Raw genomic sequence first — 23,148 nt, forward strand, 5'->3', positions numbered from 1 at the left:
TAAATTCTTCATCAAATCTGACCTAAATAATAATTATTTATCGAAATTAGAGGTGTCCTAAAAAGGGGAAGCCTACACATTAACATCGTAGAGGAACATTTGAGAAGAAAAAAATCAAAAGAAATTTGAGATAGAAACTTCGCTTTTACCAAAGCAAAGTTACATAACGCAGAACATTATAGTACAAATTCATTATCGTAAATTGGATAGCTATAATTCTCTATTATGTAAAATATCCCAGAAAGTCTTGAAAGCTCAATAAACATTAGTTTGGGGGTGTTTTAACATTCGTCAACAAGTGTTAATTATAATTCCATAAAATCTCGTATTTGGTATTATTCAATAATATTTTTTAAATACGTTATTCTAATAAACATTTGAACTATAATAATTTGTAGCTATAATTCGACATTATGTTAAATTGCCTCTTGCAAAAAACGCTCGATTGTTTTTTAAAAATAATTATGCTGTCGCAGTAATTTTTTTAAACACAATTTTCCAACGCTTACAGCCGCACAAAAGCTAATTTTTGGAATTCTTCAAAATTTGTAATATCAATTAAAATTGTGCTGTAATTTTTTTCCAATAACATTTTCGTCAACTTTCCACAAGAGCATAAATTTTATGAAATCGAGTTTTTACGAGATTCACGAACTCCTTTAAAATTTTAAAAATTAATTAAAAAAGTGAATAAAAATAAAATTCTATGCACTTGTTCTATCAAGAACTATTATTAAACTTCTTTTATTTTGTACTTCAAATATTATGTTAAATAGGTAACCACATTGTTACTATTAATCTTTCTTATTTTCTTTTTTTCCTTGATGAAAAAAGAAACAAAAAAATCAAGACTTACACATAATTTTGGAAACAATTACGGTTCGTTTCTCTATATTTTAGGATAGATTTGAACTTAAAAATATTATTTTTAGAAGTGTTTTATAATTGAGAAACTTAATAATAAGTATTGTTAGCTCCCTAAAATATTACGTTCCTCTCTCCTATTGTTTTGCCAAATATTCCTAATAAAAGTTTAAAAGAAGGTATACAAGCACCTAACCACATACTAGAGTATTATAATACGCATAAATAAGCAGTTTATAATTTTAAAAATAACATTACATTGCATATATGAAAAAATACGATGTTATTATCCTTACAGATAAAAGATATGTAAATCCTGAAAAACTTGATAGCTATATTCAAAATATATTAGATGAAGATAATTATGTGAAAGTAGCACTTGAAAACCAAGGCTTAAAAGCAATTCGCCTCTCATGGGATGATGCCATTTTTGATTGGTCTACAACAAAGTATGTTTTATTTAGAAGCACATGGGATTACTTTGATCGGTTTCCTGAGTTTTCAACATGGTTAAATACTGTTAGCAATCAAACAACATTGTTAAACTCAGAAAAAATTATCCGTTGGAATATTGATAAGCATTATTTACAAGATTTACAGCAAAATGGGGTACATATTTGCGAATCCTACTTTATAGAAAAAGAGACTCAATTCACATTAGAAGAACTTTCACAAAAGTATAACTTAACAGAGTTTGTTTTAAAACCTTGTGTTTCTGGAGCAGCGAGACACACTTATAAAATTAATTCAAAAAATATTACTGAATACGAAACCGTATTTTCAGATTTAATAACCAATGAAGCTATGATTATACAGCCTTTTCAGTATAAAATTGTTGAAAAGGGAGAAATTTCGTTGATGGTTATGAATGGTAAATTTACACATGCAGTTTTAAAAGTAGCAAAGCCAGGAGACTTTAGAGTACAAGATGATTTTGGAGGTTCAGTTTATAACTACATACCTACTAAAGAAGAAATCGCTTTTGCCGAAAATGCCGTTAAAGCTTGTGTAGAACTTCCTATTTATGCACGTGTTGATATTTTTACTGATAATAATGGTAAATTAGCTATTGCTGAATTAGAGCTAATTGAGCCAGAGCTTTGGTTTAGAAATTATCCTGCTGCTGCAGATGAACTAGCTAAAGGAATTAAACAATTAATCAACAAAAATGAAAAAGTTATTTAAAATACTAGGTATATTATTACTAATTGGAGCTATTGTATTAGCAATTTTTTATTTTAGAAATAACGAAAATTTACCTAAAGGAGAACAAGGACCTAAAGCAGATGCTTTAGCCACTAAAATGCTTAAAGCATTAAATTATGAAGCCTATAAAAACACACGATTTATAGAGTGGAGCTTTAGAGGGAAACATTTTTATAAGTGGAATAAGAAAGAAGATATTGTAGAAGTATCTTGGGATGTTAATAAAGTAACACTATACACTAAGGAACCAGAAAAAAGTATTGTTTTAGTTGATGGGAAAAAAGTAAAAAATAAAGAAATACTTCAAAAAGCCATAGACTACTTTAACAATGATAGTTTTTGGTTAATAGCTCCTTACAAAGTTTTTGAAAACGGAATTGAACGTAGAATTGTACAATATAAAGGCAAAGACGCTTTATTAGTTACTTATACCACAGGAGGCTCAACACCAGGTGATTCCTATTTATGGGTTTTAGATGAGAATGGTAAACCTACTAGCTATAAAATGTGGGTTTCTATAATTCCTACTGGCGGCATGGAGGCTACATGGAGTGATTGGGTAACAACTGAATCTGGAGCAATACTACCAACAAAACATGAAATGCCAGTTGGTACTCTAGATATGGGAGATGTAAAGGCTTATAATTAGAGTTACCATAACTTTTTTATAAACAATAAAAAAGAGCAGCAATTTTGCTGCTCTTTTGATTCTATATAAAATAAAAATTATTTACCGAAATAGAAAGTTGCTCCAATATTAATTCCAAAAGAAGAATAAGGAACTTTTTGTGATAATTGCTTTTCTCCAGCTGGATTTGCACCTAAAGGTAACTCATCAACATACTCTATATTCTTGTTAAATACAGCAGCTAAAGGATTATATTGAGCGTTAGGGTGATTAGCGAAAATAGCTTTTACTTGCTCTATAGATCTTGCTTCTCCATTAACATTTGCTGAAAATTCAGTAATTTCTGAAGTATCTCTAGTAACACTAATTCCCATGTATTCTAATTCTGCAAAAAGAGACACTTTATCACTTAAATCATACTTGTATCCAACAGCACCAATAAACCCTAAAGGTAAACGCCCTTTATAATCTTGTGTATAATCAACGTTAAGCATTTCTGTTTGAGATAATGCCATGTTTATTTTTCCATCAGATTCAGTTTTTCCTCCTACCTTAATTAAGGCTCCAAAACGTCCATAAATGTTATTAGTAAATTTATAAACTAACGAGGCAGATGCTCCATAAGCTTTACCTCTAGCTTCAATATTTATATATTGAGCTTGTGTAGGTAAATCAACTAAAAGAGAAGTTTGATCTGCCCCATTTAAGTATCCAACACCAATTTCAACACCAAAAGTGTCATTAAAAAAATACCCTCCTCTTAATTGAGTATGTAGTCCTTCACCATAACTACCGTAAGTGTTCTCTACTCCAGATGCAGTAGTTTCAGTACCAAAACGCACACCAGCACTAGAAATTGAATACCCTCCTGCTGCAGAAACATAAAACTGAGCACTTACACTCATTGTTGCTAAAATCATAGCAAGCATTAATATACTTTTTTTCATAATAAATTATTTGTTAACTTTAAATTAATAATTAAGTAAACAAACCTAATGAAAATATAGGATTAACAAAACTTTATAACTGTTAAATTATTAGTATTATTGTAGTAAAAAGCATTAAAAAAAACACTTCTTTTTTGAATAAAAATATTTTAAATCCTGAGGTTCAGGATTGTATTAATCAGAACCTAACATCCAATATAGAACAATTAATTTTTAAAGGAAGTCCCTTTATAGATATTTCTGTACAAGAATTAGCCAATCAAATCGTAGCTAAACAAAAATCAGAAAAAAAATTACCTACTTGGTTTCAAACAAAAAACATTTATTATCCTCCTAAATTAAGCATTGAACAAACTTCTTCTGAAATAACAGCTGAGTACAAGTCTAAATTAATTGATGGGGATTCAATAATTGATATTACTGGAGGCTTTGGTGTTGATTGCCATGCTTTTTCAAAACAGTTTAAAAAGGTTGTGCACTGTGAACTAAATGAAGAACTTTCAGAAATTGTTTCGTACAATTATGAGCAAATGAAGGTTTCAAATATTAAAACTGTAGCTACAAACGGGTTAGAGTATCTAGAAAATACTTCTGAAAAATTCGATTGTATTTATATTGATCCTTCTCGAAGAAATGATACAAAAGGAAAGGTTTTTTTGTTGAGAGATTGCTCACCAAACGTACCTGAAAACTTAGATTTTTTATTTGAAAAAGCGAACACAATTCTTATTAAAAATTCACCTATTTTAGACATCACATCAACTATAAACGAACTAAAATTTGTAAAAGAAATTCATGTTATAGCAGTTAATAACGAAGTAAAAGAACTACTTTTCTTACTAAAAAAAGAGATTAAAGTATTTATTGAAGTAAAAACATGTAATGTACTGAAAAACAAGAAGCAAAAATTTAATTTTCATCTAGATAGTGGTTTTAAATTTGAATATCATCCACCGCTAAAATATCTTTATGAACCCAATGCTGCTATTTTAAAGTCTGGAGGATTTAATGAAGTAGCAAGCCAACAAAAAGTAGGCAAATTACATCAACATTCTCACCTCTATACTTCAGAAAATTTAATTGAAGATTTCCCTGGAAGAATTTTTAAAATTAAGAATGTATTTGCCTACAATAAAAAAAGAATAAAAAAGCAAATAACAGAATCTAAGGCAAACATTACAACACGTAATTTTCCGAAAACTGTGGCTCAGATTAGAAAAGAAACAAAATTTAAAGACGGAGGAAACACTTATTTGTTTTTTACTACAAACCTAAACAACGAATTAATAGTTATTGACTGCACAAAAAGTGATTAATATTTATACTATTATTTGTAATTTACCGTTTATCTAGTTGATAGAAGCCCCTATCGAAAAGTATGTTTTATTGTTTAGGGGCGATAAAACATACTAAAAGCCTTGATCTTAATATCAGGGCTTTTCTTTTTACTTGCTTTTTTGCATACATTTGTTTTTATCATGAAACAAACAGAAAGCTACCAATCAATTAAACTCTCTAATAACTCTTTAGAGAAGTTTGATGATACTCTTGTAGTAGAAGCCCCACTACAAATAAACATTAACAAAGAGCCATATACAGTAGTTATGAGAACTCCTGGGAACGATGAAGAATTAGTAAGAGGTTTGTTATATGCAGAAGATATATACAAAAAAAAAGATGGAGTAAAAGTAGATATAATCAAAACTGATAAAGACTTTTCTACAGTTATAAACATGGAAATTCTAAAAGAAAAATTAGGGAAAGGATACTTAAATAAACGCACTCTTTTATCGGTTTCTTCGTGCGGAATCTGTGGAAAAAAGGAATTAAAAGATTTAAAAGTTAAAGGAAAAACTTTAAAAAGTAACTCTAACGAAATAATTGAAGATATAGTTGAAGCTACATCATATATGTTTATGGAAATGAGTAATAAGCAAATTATTTTTAAATCTACAGGAGGCAGTCATGCTTGTGCTATTTTTAATAGCAATAAAAAACTATTAACCATTAAAGAAGATATTGGTCGTCATAATGCTGTAGATAAATGTGTTGGTGATTTAATCAGTCAAAACAAGCTAAAAGAAGCTAATTATATGTTAGTTAGTGGAAGAGTTTCTTATGAAATAGTATCTAAAGCTTTCTTAGCTAAAATCCCGATAATAATAGCAGTTTCTGCTTGTTCATCTTTGGCAGTAGATTTCGCAAAAGAATTTGGAATTTTCCTTATCGGTTTTAGTAGAAATAATAAAATGACAATCTATTCTACACCTCACGGATAATATTTTTTTCATAAGAAATAATTGTCTTCAGAGCCTATTATCCTCTTTAAAACTCACGAATTAAAAAAGATTTGTATTTTAGTGCTTTTAATAATTACTAACCAATCCATATACTTATGCCTTTTATAGAAGAAGATAAGTTTAAGTTAATGCAAGAAGACTTAGACAACGCTAAATTAAAAAGAGAAGAAGCAGAAAGCGAATTAAGTAGCACACAAGAAGAATTAGCTGCGGTAAAAAAGAGCTCGAAAACTCTGCCTATTTTCTTAGGGCTTCTGTTAGGTCTTGCTTTAGGGGCTGCATATTATTTTTACGCAAATGGAGGTAGTAGTGCTATAAATAACGTAGATATAGAAGCTGTAAAAAAGAAAGAAGCCTACAGAGTATTGGACAGCATCAATAGAGCTCAAGCTAGAGCCGCTAGAAGTGATGAAGAACCTGATAACAACAGCATATCGTCTGATATAAATACTGAAACAGTGGCAGATGAAGTAGCAGAAAACACTACAGGGGAAACAATCTATTCAGTACAAATAGGAATCCTTTCAGAAAATAAATATCCTTTATTGTCATCAGAAGTTATCCCATCAACAGTTACAACAAATGATGGTTATTTTAAATACTCTTTAGGTTTGTATACTACTTTAGATGAAGCTAAAGGTTTACAAAAAGAATTAATTAAAATTGGATTCAATGATGCTTTCGTTGCTTCATACATAAACGGAGAACGCCAAAAAATACATAATTAAATAATATTTAATGCTTAACATTATTTTTAAAAGAGCACTCGTAGTAAGTTTACTAATGAGTGTTCATTTTTTTTACGCACAAATAAATACCATTCCTGAAAGAAAAACACAGTTTGGTTTTGGTCAAATTGATTTCTTATCAATTAAAATGCCTGAAGGAGAACAAAATATGGACTACACAGGGCTTCATTACAACCTCAAACTAAATGATTGGAGTTATGCAGGAGTTGGGTTATATGGAGCTGTAGGAGGTATTAGAGGAGGTTTTTTTACGTTAGGTGTAAATGCTGGAATTCAACAAAAAATAACCGATAAACTTTTTATTGATGCTGGAATTCATTTTGGTGGTGGTGGTGGTGCATCTGCCCCTGATGGCGGAGGAGCATTTATACTTCCTCATCTTAATTTAGGATATGATTTTAAACATTTTTCTGCAACTGCAGGATACAGTTATGTCGACTTTTTTGATGAAGGTACCATTAACAGTAGTCAATTCAATGTAGCCGTACAAATTCCTCTTTCTTTTAAGATAGCAAATTTTAAAGATAGAGAAAGTACTTTTTCTGTAGAAGATTTAAAAAACACTTCTTGGAATGCCTTAAGTAATCGAATTTCATTGTTAGTTCATCTGAATAACGCTAAGGTAACTAAAGGGTCTTATAAAGGAAATACAATACGTTTAGCAGGATTTGAATTAAATTCCTATCTTACAGATAACTTTTTCTTTTTTGTTAAAGCTGATGGTGCTTATCACGGAATTAAAGCTGGTTACATGGATATTTTCTTGGGTGGAGGTTATCATTTGTCAATGAATAAAAATCGCACAAACATTTTAGCTAAATTTGGAGTAGGTGCTGGTGGCGGTGGCGGCGTAGATAGCAAAGGAGGTTTTTTAATTTATCCAGACATCTCTTTAGAGCAAAAACTATTTGATAACGTGTATGCATCAATCAATAAAGGATACTTGATGAGTCCTGATTCTCATTTCGTTTCTTCAACTTTTGGTCTAGGATTAAAGTATTATGTGGATAGAGATGGAGTTTTATCAGATGAAAGAGAATTTTCAGAAGGAAAATTTAAAGGGTTTGATGCTATTATTAAACAAGATTTATATTTGAATGCTGCTAGAGATGGTGGGTTTGATCAAAACATGCATCAAATATCATTACAGTTAAACTTTTTCTTAAACAAGTATTTATATGCGGCAGGTCAAACTTCTTTTGCTAACTTTGGAGGTGCAGGAGCTTATGCAGAAGGAATTGTGGGATTAGGAGTTCAAACAAACGACTTCTTTAAAGGAGGAACCTCTCTTTTTGCACAAGTTTTAGGAGGTGCAGCTGGTGGCGGAGGTATTAGTACAGGACAAGGATTAATTATTAAACCTAGTGTTGGGATTAATCAAAAACTTACTAATAACCTAAATTTAAGATTAGGAGCTGGTTATGTAAAAGCAAGAGGAGGAAAATTAAGTAACACTCAATTAAATTTGGGAATTTCGTATCGTTTTTCCTTCTTAAGTGTTAAAAAGTTTTAAAAATTTAACTTTTCATTAAAGTTTGATGAATTATCTTCGCTATCTGAAATAAGAAAATTAATATCTTTACTTTTTATCCTTAAAAAAGTAAGTTACAATCTATATATAAACATGAATAAAAAGAGAATAATATCTCCCTTTAAAAAATTTTTAAAAACTGAAAGTGCTAGTGGAATTTTATTATTGGTAGCAACTTTAATAGCTCTTATTTGGGCAAACTCTCCTTTTAGAGACAGTTATAGTGCTTTATGGGAGTATAAAATAGGTTTTAAATCTGAACATCTTGAGTTATATAAACCTTTAATACTCTGGATTAACGATGGTTTAATGGCTGTATTCTTCTTTTTAATTGGGTTAGAGATTAAAAGAGAATTTTTAATAGGTGAATTAAATACTACAAAAAAACTAGCATTCCCTCTTTTTGGAGCAGTAGGCGGAATGTTATTCCCTGTTTTGTTTTTTATTCTTTTAAATGAAGACCCAGAAACGGCGCATGGTTGGGGGGTTCCAATGGCTACTGATATTGCCTTTTCTCTAGCTGTTTTAAATACTTTAGGTAAAAGAGTGCCTCTTAGTTTAAAAATCTTTTTAACTGCTTTTGCTATTGTTGATGATATAGGAGCTGTTTTAGTAATTGCATTATTTTATAGTGCTAGTATAGATATTACCTTAATATCTATTGCTATAGCTTTATTAGCTTTCCTTTATTTTATTGCACACAGAGGTTTTTACTCTCATTACATAACCTTTATGTTTGGTGCAGTTATTTGGGTTTTGTTTTTAAAAGCAGGAATACACCCAACTGTAGCAGGTATATTAATGGCCTTTGCTGTACCTATTAGACAAAAAGCACATACCACTGAGTTTTTGGCTAATTTGTCTCAGATAATGGATAATATTAAAAAAGCGAAGACTTTGCCTACACCAATATTGTCAAAAGAGCAAATTGATGAAATAGACAATTTAGATCACTGGATAGAAGACTATCAATCTCCTCTTCAACTTTTAGAACATAAATTACATGGTATAGTTGCATATGCAATTATTCCAATTTTTGCTTTAGCTAATGCAGGAGTATCAATACTAGATAGTGATGCACATTTAGACTCTTCCTTAATAATACATATAGCTTTATGTTTAGTTCTAGGAAATAGTATAGGTATTACTACAATTATTACCACTGTTAAAAAGCTTAAAATAATAGAGGTTCCTAAAGATATTAATACACGACATATTATAGGAGTATCCTTTTTAGCCGGAATTGGATTCACTATGGCAATATTCATTGCTAGTTTAGCTTTTGCTAAGAGCCCTGAGTTCTTAGGATCTGCTAAAATAGGTGTTTTATTAGGGTCTCTTGTTTCAGCAATAATTGGATATTTGATATTGAGATATAATAAAACTGATAATACTATTATTGAGAAAGAAGAATTAAGTACTAGTTAATAGTACTTAATTCTAACTTATGTTACTCCAAATTCCACTTGTTTTTTTAAGCTTTTCATAAGATTTTAGCAAGCTGGAATTTTTTGTTTTTGATAAATTAGGATCTTCTTGTAGTAAGTTTATAGCTGCTTTTCGAGCTATATGTAATATTGGACTATCTTTAACAACATCTGCTATTTTAAGATTTAAAACACCGCTTTGCTGTGTTCCCATAATATTTCCTGGACCACGAAGTTTTAAATCCACTTCCGCTATTTTAAACCCGTCTGTAGTTTCTACCATCGTTTGTAATCGAGTTTTTCCATCAGAAGACAATTTATAACTCGATAATAAAATACAATAACTCTGTTCAGCTCCACGCCCTACTCTACCTCGTAATTGATGCAACTGACTCAAGCCAAAGCGTTCTGCACTTTCAATTACCATTACAGAAGCATTAGGTACGTTCACTCCTACTTCAATCACTGTAGTAGCTACCATAATTTGAGTATCCCCTCTAGCAAAACGTTCCATTTCATAATCTTTATCTGCAGGTTTCATTTGCCCATGAACAATGCTTATTTGATATTTAGGAGAAGGGAACTCTCGAGAAATACTTTCGTATCCATCCATTAAATCTTTGTAGTCCATAGCTTCCGATTCTTGGATTAACGGATATACTACATAAGCTTGTCGTCCTTTAGTTATTTCATTTTTCAAGAATTTAAAAACTCCCAAACGATTGCTATCATAACGATGTACAGTTTTAATCTCTTTACGACCAGGAGGCAGTTCATCAATTACAGAAATATCTAAATCTCCATAAACGGACATAGCCAATGTTCTTGGTATAGGTGTTGCAGTCATCACCAAAATATGTGGAGGGACTGCTCTTCCATCAGAAGGACTCTTTTCCCATAGCTTTTTTCTCTGCGCTACTCCAAAACGATGTTGCTCATCGATAATAGCAATACCTAGATTTTTAAATTGTACTTTATCTTCTAAAATAGCATGTGTTCCTATCAGGATATGTAGCGAACCATCCTCTAAACTTTCATGAATTTCTCTACGCTTTTTTGTTTTGGTAGACCCTGTTAATAATTCAACTTTAATATCAGTTTTCTCTAATAGCTCTATTATTCCGTTATAATGCTGTGTTGCAAGAATTTCGGTTGGAGCCATAATTGTGGCTTGATGTCCATTATCAATAGCTAACAACATAGTCAATAACGCTACAATCGTTTTTCCAGAGCCTACATCACCTTGTAATAATCGATTCATATGTGCTCCAGAGCCTACGTCTTTACGAATTTCTTTCAGTACTCGTTTTTGAGCCCCTGTTAAGTCAAAAGGCAAGTGATTATTATAAAATTTGGTAAACTCCTCTCCTACTTGCTCAAAAACAAATCCTTTTAGTTTTGATTTTCGAATAAGTTTCTTCTGTAATAATTGTAATTGAATAAAGAATAACTCCTCAAACTTCAACCTGTATTGTGCTTTGGCTAATAATTCTTGATTTTTAGGAAAGTGAATATTTAATAACGAATCTTTTTTACCTAAAAACTGATGCTTTTCAATAAAATAATAAGGAAAAGTTTCTTCAACATTAGTATATGCTTGCTGAAACAAGTTTTGAATCATCGTACGCATGACCTTGTTACTTATTCCTTTAGTGCTTAGTTTTTCAGTAGAAGGGTATACTGGTTGCATAGCCATTTGTAGCTTGCTTTTGTATTCTTTTACCGTTTCCATTTCTGGATGCGGCATATTAGGAGTACCATTATACCAATTCAATTTTCCATAAATAACATACGGAACATTTACTTTTAAACTATCTTTTATCCATTTGGCACCTTTAAACCAAACTAATTCCATGGTACCTGTAGCGTCAGAAAAAGTAGCCACTAACCTACTACCTCTTTTTTGTTTTACGGTTTTTACGCCTGTAATCTTACCTACTATTTGTACTTCAGCGGAGTTTTGTTGCAACTGATTAATCGTATAAAACTGTGTTTTATCGATATATCTAAACGGAAAAAGGTGCAATAAATCGTTACAAGTTTTAATACCTAACTCGGTAAATAACAACTCTGCTCTAGCAACACTAATTCCTTTTATATATGTTACGGGGTTATTTAAATTCATTAAGAACGAAAATACAAAAAGCCATTAAAATCAACTATCTTTGCACTCTTAAATTCATCAAATGAGATTACATAGAAATTTAACGTACGCTGTTATTGATAGTTTACGTGATATATTTAACGAAGGTGTATATGCTGATAAAGCTGTAGAGAAAGCTTTAAAGAGAGATAAACGTTGGGGAGCACGCGATAGAAAGTTTGTTGCTGAAACGATATATGATATTGTTAGATGGCAACGCTTATATGCTGAAATTGCGAATGTAAAAGTACCATATGCACGTCCTGATTTATGGCGTTTGTTTGTTGTTTGGTGTGTGTTAAGAGGAATTAAATTACCTGATTGGAATCAAATAGAAGCTACTCCTACAAGAAGAATTAAAGGTAAATTTGATGAGTTATCTAAAATTAGAAAATTTAGAGAATCAATTCCTGATTGGATTGATGAAGTTGGAGTACAAGAATTGGGAGAAGAAGTTTGGACAAAAGAAATCGCTGCTTTAAATAAAAAAGCTGAAGTTATTTTACGCACAAATACTTTAAATGTAACAAAAGAGCATTTACAAAAAGATTTAAAAACAGAAGGAATTGATACTGAATTTATCAAAGGTTATGATGATGCCTTACGTTTGGTAGAACGTGCTAATGTATTTAAAACTGAAGCTTTTCATAAAGGTTTCTTTGAAGTGCAAGATGCATCTTCTCAGTTAGTTGCAGCTTATTTAGATGTTGAACCAGGTATGAAAGTAGTAGATACATGTGCTGGTGCTGGTGGTAAAACGTTACACTTAGCTTCTTTAATGAAAAATAAAGGACAAATTATAGCAATGGATATTTACGAAAGTAAATTAAAAAAACTAAAAGTTCGTGCTCGAAGAAACGGCGCTCATAATATTGATACTCGTGTAATAGACTCTACCAAAGTAATAAAGAAGTTACAAGGTAAAGCTGATAGAGTTTTAATCGATGCTCCATGTTCTGGTTTGGGAGTAATTAGAAGAAACCCAGACAGTAAGTGGAAATTGCAACCTGAGTTTTTAGATAAAATTCGTGGTACACAACAAGAAGTATTACAACAATACTCTAAAGTGGTAAAACCAGGAGGTAAACTAGTGTACGCTACATGTTCTGTATTACCGTCTGAAAACCAACAACAAATAGAATTCTTTTTAGCTTCTGATGCTGGAAAAGATTTTAAGTTTGTTAAAGACGAAAAAGTATTATCACATAAATCTGGTTTCGACGGGTTTTATATGGCGCTTCTAGAAAGAAAATAAGTACCTAAAATATATTATATTAAAAAAGGCTCGGGATAATATCTCGAGCCTTTCCTTTCAATCAACTATTAAAAACTAACTAATCACTAAACATTACTTGTTAAGTAATTATATGCTTATATGACGATTCTTTTTCTTAATAGTTACACTCTTTTAATACCTTTAACATTATTTTATGAATGTTATTATTCTTAAAAACCTTTTATAACTATGTGAAAGTTATGTGAGGTTCTTATCTAGGTATTATAAGCCAATTTTTTAATTCGCTTTAATGAATTTTCCTAAATGCTGTTTTGTGCCTTTTTTTAGTGTATAATAATACAGACCGTTTTTCAAAAACTCAATATTTAAAGGTTTTTTAGTTGTTTTTGAGTTGATTTTAATTGTTAAGACCTCTTTTCCAGTTGCATTAAAAATTTGCAACCCATAATCAACTAGGTTTTCTTGTTCAAAGCCTTCTTTTGTGAAAAACTCAAACGTTATTACATCTTTAACAATAGGATTAGGGTATGCCGTAACTAAACTTTCAGTTAATACTTCACTTTCTTTAATTGCTTTACCAGATAGTCCTAAATTATCTAAATAAGCTCTATGACTAGAAGAAAAAACAGCGTTATTCGCTACATCCCAATTAATGGACCAGGTCATTAAACCTCTAAATTCTGGATATGTAGTACTTGTTGTATAGGTTCTATTAGGATATGAGACTCCTTTTATTAGATAATCTAATGCCTGTTGTACAACAGTTTCTGATGTATAACCACTACCAGCAGCTCTTGGTTCAGCAGGTAACCCTATCGCTACTTGATTTGCTCTTAAACCAGGGAAATTTAAGCCGGTTTGAGCAACTTTAAATCCAGTTATTAGCATTTCTGCCATAGCTACATGAAAATCTGTAGTAGCTGGCTGGTATATTTTACCGTCTCTTCCAAACATTGAACCTGTGTTGTAATGTTGCACGTGAATATAATCCATTTGATTTCGTAAGGCATGTATTACTGGTAAATAAGCTCCAAATACTCCAGAATAATTACCATATGCTCCTTGTACATAAGCCGTTTCTGGTGCCATACTTAAGGTAAATTTACTAGCTCCAACATTATTAATAACTCCTTTAGTACCTTCTATAAGATTAATGATTTTTGGTGTTGTAGGATTTCTAAAGTCTGTATCACCAGGGTCTAGAGATAGAGAGCTTCCTTCTAAGTCAATATCTAAACCATCAAATCCATAGGTGTTAATAATACTAGTCATTGAACTCACAAACTGATTCTTTTCGGTATTGTTATTTAACTCTACATGAGCGTTAGCTCCTCCTATTGATATTAACACCTTTTGCCCTCTTCCTTGTAAGATTCTTACATCATTTTTAAACTCCTCTATATTCCCATTATAAATTTCAAAAGGAGTAAATTTCATCTCTGATTTACTACCTGATTTAGGCTCTGCAAATGCCACACAAATAACATCCCAATCTTTTGAAACATCTCTTAGTTTAGGAATTGTAGAACCATTGTTAAAATTGTGCCAATAGCCTACTAAAATCTTATTTGAAATAGGTGGATTCACACCATCTGTTACAACCACTAAAGAAGATATAGTTGAGTTATTCTCATTATCATAAGCTTTTGCTGTTAGAGAATAACTTCCTGCTTGTGCATTTGTTATTGTATATGTATATGGAGCAGCAGTATCTTCTCCTAATTTAGTTGAACCATTATAAAACACTACTTTACTTATAGCTTCATCATCTGTTGCAGTTGCTTTTACTTCAATAGAGTTCCCTACAGCATATATAGCACCGTTTTGAGGAGATGTTATACTAATTTTAGGGTTGCTTCCTGTTACTTCACAACTACTTACCTTAGACCAAGCATCTTTCCAATAAGTTCCTGTTCCTGGTGCATATGCCCATGCTGCTGACGAAGAGCACCAACCAGCGATATTACATTTATATTTGTTTCCTTCATTCTGTACTTCTTGATTTTGATTATATGAAGTTCCTGCAATGTAATTAGGTACATTATTACAACCTTGACCATCACCACCTGTACTATCTTTTTCAATACTTATTTGCACTGCTACAGAAGTTGTTGATGCATTTTTATCATCAGTAGCTTTAGCTGTTAAAGAATAACTTCCTACTTGTGCATTTGATATAGTAAAGTTATAAGGGGTTGTTGTGTCTTCTCCTAGTTTTATACTCTCATTAAAAAACTCAACTTTATTTACACTTCCATCGTCATCAAAAGCATCGGCTGTTATTTCAATATTACTTCCTTCTTTAAAAGTACTATTACTAACAGGAGAGGTTATATTTATTGTTGGTGCAATATTATCTCCGCCTCCAGTTCCCGAACAATCTTTTACTTTTTTCCAAGGTTGACCATCTCCTGTATGCGTATCAGGTGCATTGTTTTTTGTCCACCACTTAGCTTGATAGTTAACATTTTTATACTTTACATTTTCTCCTCCATTATAAGTTGTTGTTGCCGACCAATCTGCAATACCGCTACAGTTGTCAATCGTATCTGCAGTAACCTTAACTGTTCTTACAGAAGAGGTACTACTTAATCCTTTATCGTCAGTAGCCTTCGCCGTTAAGGTATAAGTTCCTATTGAAGTATTAACTATACTATAACTATAAGGGTTTGTTAAATCTTCACCCAATTTAGTTGTTCCATTAAAAAACTCAACTTTACTTATAGTCCCATCTACATCACTTGCATTAGCAATTATCTCAATAGTTTGTCCTTCTTCAAAAACAGTATTATCTACTGGTGAGACTAAAATAACTGTAGGAGGTTTGTTTGAGTTCGCTTCGTTTACGACAATTGATATTATTGAAGACGTGGTTGAACCATTATCATTATCTGTTGCCTTAGCTGTTAATTTATGAGTTGTTACAGAAGCATTTTCCCACGTATACTCATAAGGAAAAGTAGTGTCTTCTCCTAATTTAGTATTACCGTTAAAAAACTCTACTTTACTAATAACTCCATCACTATCTGTAGCGTCAGCTTTGATGATAATAATATCACCTTCATTATAAATTGCATTATTAGAAGGGGCAGTAATATTAATTACAGGTAATTTATTTTCTCCTGTATTACCGTTGGCAAAAACCTCATTAATCTTGTTTACCAAAGGAGATTTTACATTAGACCATCGTTTTAGTTTCGTTCCAAAAGAAGTAGCTGTACCGCTTATTTCTAAATCTCCATAAACCGTCCAAATAATAGTACCACCAAGTTGATTATCATTAATAAACTGTGCTTTAATACCTATAGATTCTTCATCATCATAACTTAAAAAGAAATTTCCTTTTACTAAGTATGGTACTTTTGCTTCATTATCCCACTTTCTTGTCCATCCACTATTAGGAGCTAATGCCTTTTGTTTTATAAAAAAATAGTTTGGTGTACCATCATATACTTCTTGTTTCCAGTTTGTATAATCTGAGGCTGTTTGTATAGGACCATCTGGTTGAATAGTTACTGCTCTTTTTACTGTTTTTACATTCAAATCGGCAGTACCTTCAGTTATTACTCCTCTTCCGTAAAAAGGAGCACCAAAACATATTTTATTTTTCGGTACTCCTTTTTCTTCAAGTTTTTGCAGTGTTGATTGCCAATTAAAAAAAGACACCTCTGCATTTGAGTATGGATATATGGGTGCATTATGTCCTGACTTATTTGACCAACCACCATTCATATCGTAGGTCATCATATTAAAATAGTCCATATTATTAGACAACTTACTCCAATTAAATCCTTCCAGCTTTCTTGGGTCAGCAGACATCGCTGCTGTAATTAACTTATCTGGTCCAATAGCTGCTCTAATTTCTTGCACAAGTGTTTCGAAGTTTGCGAAGTCAGCTTGTGACCCAGTAAAATTCATACCAGAATAAGGCCCTGGATATTCCCAATCTAAATCTATACCGTCAAATCCAGTAGCTATAAGTTTTTTACAGTCTTCTATAAATCTCGCTCTTTTAATGGGGTCAGCAGCCATTTCTGGAAAATGCTTACACATACTCCATCCTCCAATAGATGCCATTACCTTAACACCTTTTGTATGTGCTAGCTCAAGTAAGCCAGGAGCACCATCTTCTTTGTGTAAAGGTATCGGTAATTGTCCGCTCAAGCCCCATGTAGGTTGTGTCCAAGAGCTTCCGTTTAGTGTTACTTGAAAACCTTGTGCTTCTGCTCTTTTCTTTGCGGCTTCATTTATATGTTGAATTGGGTCAATTTCTCCAAAGAGAATATGCATATCCCAACTACTATAAATATCTTTCATAAAAATATCGTTTGGGAGTTGCACAGTTCCTGCTTGATAAATTTGTTTATTTCTATGATCACCACTGTGTAGTGATCCGTCGTTGGCAACACCAAAAAAAGAGTAATTCAAAATTGTATATTTTGAGTAATCAATGTTTAAATGAGTTAGGGCCCCTGGCCCGGGGACTCCTGCCGATGTTGTCTTCCATGCATCCCAGTTTGTTATATATCCTATAACTTGTTTTTGATGGTTTGCTGTTGTTGCAGTTCCGCCTGTGTTTACTTGGGAGAACACAAATGATGTCATTAAGAAAAAAACTATTAATAGTTTTTTTCTTACAAATACGAAGGGTGTCATATGTCTTAGTTTTAAGTTATTCACCTAAAAAATAGATAGATAAAACTTAAAATACAAAAAAAATAGACTAACAACCATAAAACAGAAACTTAAAACACTTTTCCTTCTACTAGAGTTTAAACATATATCTTTAAGGGCATAAATTATTTATAAACCTTTACTTTTTTATATTTTATGTGTAGTTTTATACGATAACTAACTAAAAACTTTCTTTTATGACAGATTCAAACAAACCCACCACACTTTTTTGGATTATTGGTGTTGCAGCCTTAGTTTGGAATGGACTAGGCGTTATGTCTTATATTGGTCAAGCTTATATGACTGATGAAGTTAAAGCTGCTTTACCTGAAGCTGAAAGAGCTTTGTATGAAAATGTTCCTACTTGGGTTACTGCTACTTTTGCTATTGCTGTTTTTGCTGGATTACTAGGTAGTACTTTTTTACTAATGAGAAAAAAGTTAGCGAGACCTATGTTTTTAATTTCGCTAATTGCTATTATTATTCAAATGTCGTATAACTTGTTTATGAGTAGAGCAACTGAAGTATATGGCCCTGGAAGTGTTATAATGCCTATAATGGTAATTGTTATAGGTGTGTTTTTGTTGATGTATACTAAAAAAACAATAGCGAAAGGCTGGTTATCATAGTACTAAGATAATACAACAATTTAAAAGCTGTTTTGAAAAAGGCAGCTTTATTTTATTCAAATAGAACAAAAATAAATTCGGCAACACAAGCAGGTTTTTCTTGTCCCTTTATTTCTATTGTACAATCAAAAGTTAACTTTTTACCACTTTGAAAATCTTCTATTTGCTTAATAGAACTGATTAAACGTAATTCACTATTTACCGGTACAGGATTTGGGAAACGAACTTTGTTCAATCCGTAATTTAATCCCATAGTTACACTTTTTACTTCAAATTGTTTGGAAATTAGTTCCGATAACATAGAAACAGACATAAATCCATGTGCTATTGTTGTTTTTGTTGGAGAATATTTAGCTGCTTTTTCCTCATCGATATGAATCCACTGTTTATCGAGTGTCGCATTCGCAAAATCATTGATCATTTGTTGGGTTACAGTATACCACTCACCCACTGGTAATTGCTTTCCTTCTATACTAGAAAGTTCTTTTAAATTTTCAACAATTAATTTTTTCATATTTTTTATTTATTAAAAATGTCCTTTTTAATTCGTGGAAGTTCTAGTTTATATTGTACCGCAATTGTTCTTACAAGAATAATTATTCCAGCAGAAATAACAAATAGCAAATCTTCATTAATATTTAAAGGGTATAAAAGTAAGTATACAATTCCTCCTGCCAAACAAGCTGACGCATAGATTTCTCTATGAAAAATTAATGGAATCTCATTCGTTAATACATCTCTAATTACACCTCCCATTACTGCGGAAGACATTCCCATTACTAAAGCTACAAAAGGGTGTAAATTAAAATTTATTCCTTTTTCAACGCCTATAAGTGTAAATACGCTAATACCTATTGTATCAAACAAGAACATGGTACGTCGTAACGGAGCTATTTTACTTCTAAAGAAAAAAGTAACCACGACAGCTATTAATATCGTCCAGATATAATTAATATCTCCAATCCAATTTATAGGGTGCGCATTAATAAGTACATCTCTTGTCATCCCACCTCCTACAGCGGTAACAAAAGCTATAATAATGACTCCAAAAACATCAAACTTTTTTCTAATAGCAACCAATGCTCCACTAATGGCAAAGGCAAAAGTTCCGGCAATGTCTATGGCATAAATAATATCCATTTATATTGATATTTCAGAAAATTGTATTTGTAACGTTCTTTCAACTTCAGCTAAACGATTTCTTTCATTTTGAAGAATTAATGCTAATGAAACTCCTCTTTTCCCTGCTCTTGCTGTTCTTCCACTTCGGTGTGTATAATATTCTAACTGCTCTGGTAATTGATGGTGAATAACAAAAGCTAAGTTTTGAACATCGATTCCCCTCGCAGAAACATCTGTAGATACTAATACTTGTAGATTTTCATTTTTAAAAGCACGCATTACTTTATCACGCTCTTTTTGCTGCATATCGCCTTCTAAAGCTTCTACCGAAAACCCTTCTTCTTGTAATTCTTTTGTTAGTTTTTGAGCTCCTGCTTTAGTTCTTGAGAAAATAATACCTCTTTCAGTATGTCTTTTTTCTAAAAACTTAACAATAACATCTGTTTTTTCAGGAATCGTAGTTGTTACAAACTGATGCGTAATGTTGGTATTCACCAATACATTTTTATTTACTTCAACTTGCTTTGCTGAAGCGTTCATGTATTTTTTTATAATACTTCGAATTTCATTAGGCATTGTTGCCGAAAACAACCATGTTTTACGAGTACCTGAAGTATATTTTAAAATACGATTTAATTCTAATTTAAACCCCATGCTTAGCATTTCATCAGCTTCATCCAATACTAAGGTCTTAATATTTTTTAAATCTACCTCTCCTCTTTCAATTAAATCAATCAAACGCCCTGGAGTTGCTACAATAATATGCGTGGTTCTTTTTAAATTGTTGATTTGACGTTCAATCTTTTCACCACCGTAAACAGCTTCTACAAAAATTTTATCATCAACATATTTTGTAAACTTAAATAGTTGTTTCTTTATCTGTTGTACTAATTCTCTTGTAGGTGATAAAATTAACGCTTGTACATTGTCTTTTGAAGCATCTATTTTATGCAAAATAGGTAGACCATAAGCAGCTGTTTTACCTGTTCCTGTTTGTGCTAATCCTATAAAATCTGAATTATTTTCAAGTAAATAAGGTATGGTTTCTTGTTGTACTTCAGTAGGAGTTGTTATTCCTAACTCTTTCAATCCCTTAACATATTCTTTTCTTACTCCTAATGCGGTAAATGTTGTCATTCTATAAATTTATAAGTGCAAAGATATTGTTTCTTTTACGGTAACAATAAGTTTGTTACTTCTTTCGTTATTCTTTTAGGTTTTTTGGTATTAGCATCTAACAAACAAAAAGTAGTTTGAGATTTTACTAATAAAGTTTCACCTCTGTATATTTCAAAATGACGAACAGATCTTATTCCTTCTGTTTTTCCTACCCAAGTTCTAAGTGTTACTTCATCTCCTAATACTGCTTGATTTTTATAATCTATTTCATGCTTAATAACAAACCACACATAATCAATATTCTTAACATTCTTAGAAAGTTCTTTCCAATGAGCATCTGAAATGTTTTGCATCCATTGTACATATACCACATTGTTTACATGGTTATATTCGTCTATTTCTTCTGGAGTTACAAGATGTTTTTGTTCAAATAAATTCATACCACAAACTTACAGGATTGATGTTAATTATTACTTAAATATAACCTGCTTTTTGTTTTCGATGAATAATTCACACTAATTTAGTCAGCATGAATAAAATCGCTAACGACTTAGGTACTAAAAGTATTAGTCAACTTATTTTAAAACAAGCTATTCCTGCTTCTATCGGAATTTTAGTGATGTCGATTAATATGATTGTTGATACTATTTTTGTTGGTAGATGGATTGGTGTACTCGCTATTGCTGCAATTACTGTAGTATTACCCATTGCTTTTTTAATTTCATCTATTGGTATGGGAGTTGGAATTGGAGGAAGCTCTATTATTTCTAGAGCGTTAGGAGCTAATAAAGAAAATAAAGCTTTTGAGGTTTTTGGAAATCAAATTTCATTAACTATTGTGTTATCTATTCTATTTGTGTTTGTAGGAACATTTTTCAGTACTCCTATTTTACAACTTTTTGGTGCGAATGGAAACATTATATCACCTGCAACTGAGTATTTTGACGTAATTGTTTGGGGAGTTCCATTTTTAGCTTTTGCAATGATGGGAAACCCTGTTGTAAGAGCTGTAGGAAAACCTAATTATACGATGCTTACGATGTTATTCCCTGCAATTGCTAATATTTTATTAGATATTATTTTCATTAAGTTTATGAATTTAGGAATGTATGGAGCTGGTTTAGCAACCTCTATTTCGTATGCTGTAAGTGGATTATTCATTTTATGGTTTTTTATTTCAAAAAGAACTGAACTAAAAATAATCCCGAAGTATTTTAAATTGAATTTTTCTATTGTAAAAGAGGTTGTGTCTTTAGGAGGAATAACTATAGTAAGACAAGGAACAATAAGTATATTAACTATAGTCTTAAACTATTCTCTTTTTAAGTATGGAGGTGAAATTTCAATTGCGGTCTATGGTATTATTAATAGGGTTATGTTGTTTGCTTTATTTCCTGTTTTAGGAGTTACGCAAGGTTTTTTACCTATTGCGGGGTATAACTATGGGGCTAATAATACAAAAAGAGTAAAAGAAACTATAAAAACATCTATACTTTTTGGTACAGGAATAGCTATTTTAATTTTTATTCTGATAATGCTATTTCCTAATGAACTAGTTGGTGTCTTTACAGAAGACGAAAAGCTATTAAACCTTACCCCTAGTGCATTAATTATAGCTTTTTTAGCAACGCCTGTAATAACCACTCAATTAATTGGGTCTGCCTACTTTCAAGCAGCAGGTAAAGCGTTACCAGCACTGTTATTAACACTCTTAAAACAAGGATTTTTTTTAATCCCTTTAGTGTATATACTTCCTAAATTCTATGGTGTAAATGGTGTTTGGATGTCTTTTCCTATAGCTGATGTTTTATCTACTGTACTTACCTATGCTTATTTAAAAAGAGAAGTTAGATTACACCTAAATTAATCTAAAATACTTTCTCCATTTAAGTTCGTGGTTAACACATCACTCATGTAATTAAAAAACGGACGTAAAGCTTTAAAAGCATCATCTACTTTTGTTAAAAAGTCTGGTGCTAACACTTCTTTATCAGAAAAACGCTGAATAGCTATATAACCTTTTTTACGAATCAAATCGATATCTGGATGCTGTTTATCAAACCCTTTAGGAGCAGTTTTAAGCTCATCTCCTTCTAGTTTACCTCCAAAATGTTGTACGTAGCTCTTTTCTTTTAAAATTTCTCTAATTTCAGAAGCGTCTACTTCAAATTCCTTTCGAATACGTAAAAGATCTTCTTTATTAGGCTCCCAAAATCCGCCAGCAACAAAACTATCGCCTGGAGAAATATGTAAATAGTACCCTCCCCTTAATGCTGGTTTCTTTCTATGAAAAGAACCTCCAAAATGTGTCTTATAAGGTGTTTTATCTTTTGAAAAACGGACATCTCTATATATTCTAAACAACTTAAACTTATCAATCTCATCATGCTTGTTTAGGTTTTCTTCAATCGTTTTATAAACAGCTTTTGCGTTATTTTGAGCTTCTGTAAATCGAAGTTTGTGTTCTGCAAACCACTCTCGATTGTTGTTTTCTTTTAAGTCTTTTAAAAATTGAAATGTTTGTTTTTCTATCTGCATAGTAAATAAGCGGTTTAGAATTTCTAAGGTACAA

18 protein-coding genes are annotated in these 23,148 nt (G+C 31.5%); 10 read left to right on the plus strand and 8 right to left on the minus strand.

Annotated elements, in window-relative coordinates:
• The first annotated feature begins 1,131 nt into the window (after nt 1-1,131).
• Both Q4517_RS08375 and Q4517_RS08380 read left to right on the plus strand, forming a co-directional pair.
• Entirely contained in the window at nt 1,132-2,049 is a 918-nt protein-coding gene (locus tag Q4517_RS08375; protein WP_303508076.1) for a RimK family alpha-L-glutamate ligase, read from the plus strand.
• Nucleotides 2,033-2,719: a hypothetical protein gene (locus Q4517_RS08380; protein ID WP_303508077.1), complete on the plus strand. Its 687-nt coding sequence runs from the start codon at nt 2,033-2,035 to the stop codon at nt 2,717-2,719. The genes Q4517_RS08375 and Q4517_RS08380 overlap by 17 nt, the downstream gene beginning before the upstream one ends.
• A 77-nt stretch (nt 2,720-2,796) precedes the next feature.
• On the opposite strand, the gene Q4517_RS08385 is transcribed toward Q4517_RS08380, so the two are convergent.
• Nucleotides 2,797-3,645 (minus strand): outer membrane beta-barrel protein, encoded by an 849-nt coding sequence (locus Q4517_RS08385; RefSeq protein ID WP_303508078.1) that lies wholly within the window; start codon nt 3,643-3,645, stop codon nt 2,797-2,799.
• A 134-nt stretch (nt 3,646-3,779) separates the two neighbouring features.
• On the opposite strand from Q4517_RS08385, the gene Q4517_RS08390 reads away from it, so the two are divergent.
• From Q4517_RS08390 to nhaA, 5 genes are all read left to right on the plus strand, one after another.
• On the plus strand, nt 3,780-4,961 hold the full coding sequence (locus Q4517_RS08390; RefSeq protein ID WP_303508079.1) for a THUMP-like domain-containing protein: 1,182 nt from the start codon (nt 3,780-3,782) through the stop codon (nt 4,959-4,961).
• Nucleotides 4,962-5,123: 162 nt separating this feature from the next.
• Nucleotides 5,124-5,924, plus strand: coding sequence for a formate dehydrogenase accessory sulfurtransferase FdhD (gene fdhD, locus Q4517_RS08395; RefSeq protein WP_303508080.1), 801 nt, complete (start codon nt 5,124-5,126; stop codon nt 5,922-5,924).
• A 116-nt stretch (nt 5,925-6,040) separates the two neighbouring features.
• Nucleotides 6,041-6,673, plus strand: coding sequence for a hypothetical protein (locus Q4517_RS08400; protein ID WP_303508081.1), 633 nt, complete (start codon nt 6,041-6,043; stop codon nt 6,671-6,673).
• 10 nt (nt 6,674-6,683) lie between these two features.
• The gene (locus Q4517_RS08405; RefSeq protein WP_303508082.1) at nt 6,684-8,207 is read left to right on the plus strand and encodes a hypothetical protein; all 1,524 of its coding nucleotides are present in this window, start codon (nt 6,684-6,686) and stop codon (nt 8,205-8,207) included.
• 111 nt (nt 8,208-8,318) lie between these two features.
• Nucleotides 8,319-9,653 carry a Na+/H+ antiporter NhaA gene (nhaA, locus tag Q4517_RS08410; protein ID WP_303508083.1) on the plus strand — a complete coding sequence of 445 codons (1,335 nt, stop codon included), beginning with the start codon at nt 8,319-8,321 and terminating at the stop codon, nt 9,651-9,653.
• 12 nt (nt 9,654-9,665) lie between these two features.
• On the opposite strand, the gene recG is transcribed toward nhaA, so the two are convergent.
• Entirely contained in the window at nt 9,666-11,777 is a 2,112-nt protein-coding gene (gene recG, locus Q4517_RS08415) for an ATP-dependent DNA helicase RecG (protein WP_303508084.1), read from the minus strand.
• A gap of 61 nt (nt 11,778-11,838) precedes the next feature.
• Between recG and Q4517_RS08420 the strand changes: the two genes are divergently transcribed.
• Nucleotides 11,839-13,050 (plus strand): RsmB/NOP family class I SAM-dependent RNA methyltransferase, encoded by a 1,212-nt coding sequence (locus tag Q4517_RS08420; protein WP_303508085.1) that lies wholly within the window; start codon nt 11,839-11,841, stop codon nt 13,048-13,050.
• A 258-nt stretch (nt 13,051-13,308) separates the two neighbouring features.
• Here Q4517_RS08420 and Q4517_RS08425 read toward each other — a convergent pair whose 3' ends face one another.
• Nucleotides 13,309-17,637: a glycosyl hydrolase family 18 protein gene (locus tag Q4517_RS08425; protein ID WP_303508086.1), complete on the minus strand. Its 4,329-nt coding sequence runs from the start codon at nt 17,635-17,637 to the stop codon at nt 13,309-13,311.
• A 266-nt stretch (nt 17,638-17,903) separates the two neighbouring features.
• Between Q4517_RS08425 and Q4517_RS08430 the strand changes: the two genes are divergently transcribed.
• Complete coding sequence (locus Q4517_RS08430; RefSeq protein ID WP_303508087.1) at nt 17,904-18,335, plus strand: hypothetical protein; 432 nt, start codon at nt 17,904-17,906, stop codon at nt 18,333-18,335.
• Between the two features lie 52 nt (nt 18,336-18,387).
• Here Q4517_RS08430 and Q4517_RS08435 read toward each other — a convergent pair whose 3' ends face one another.
• From Q4517_RS08435 to Q4517_RS08450, 4 genes are read right to left on the minus strand one after another with little or no spacing between them, the layout of a single operon-like run.
• Nucleotides 18,388-18,849, minus strand: coding sequence for a MaoC family dehydratase (locus tag Q4517_RS08435; RefSeq protein ID WP_303508088.1), 462 nt, complete (start codon nt 18,847-18,849; stop codon nt 18,388-18,390).
• Between the two features lie 5 nt (nt 18,850-18,854).
• The gene (locus Q4517_RS08440) at nt 18,855-19,475 is read right to left on the minus strand and encodes a trimeric intracellular cation channel family protein (protein ID WP_303508089.1); all 621 of its coding nucleotides are present in this window, start codon (nt 19,473-19,475) and stop codon (nt 18,855-18,857) included.
• Nucleotides 19,476-20,594 (minus strand): DEAD/DEAH box helicase, encoded by a 1,119-nt coding sequence (locus Q4517_RS08445; RefSeq protein WP_303508090.1) that lies wholly within the window; start codon nt 20,592-20,594, stop codon nt 19,476-19,478.
• A 35-nt stretch (nt 20,595-20,629) separates the two neighbouring features.
• Entirely contained in the window at nt 20,630-21,016 is a 387-nt protein-coding gene (locus tag Q4517_RS08450; RefSeq protein WP_303508091.1) for a thioesterase family protein, read from the minus strand.
• A gap of 89 nt (nt 21,017-21,105) precedes the next feature.
• Between Q4517_RS08450 and Q4517_RS08455 the strand changes: the two genes are divergently transcribed.
• Entirely contained in the window at nt 21,106-22,443 is a 1,338-nt protein-coding gene (locus tag Q4517_RS08455; protein WP_303508092.1) for an MATE family efflux transporter, read from the plus strand.
• Here Q4517_RS08455 and Q4517_RS08460 read toward each other — a convergent pair.
• Entirely contained in the window at nt 22,440-23,114 is a 675-nt protein-coding gene (locus Q4517_RS08460) for a DUF2461 domain-containing protein (protein WP_303508093.1), read from the minus strand. The genes Q4517_RS08455 and Q4517_RS08460 overlap by 4 nt on opposite strands.
• Between the last annotated feature and the right edge of the window lie 34 nt (nt 23,115-23,148).

Source organism: Tenacibaculum sp. 1_MG-2023, from assembly GCF_030547425.1.
Taxonomy (GTDB): domain Bacteria; phylum Bacteroidota; class Bacteroidia; order Flavobacteriales; family Flavobacteriaceae; genus Polaribacter.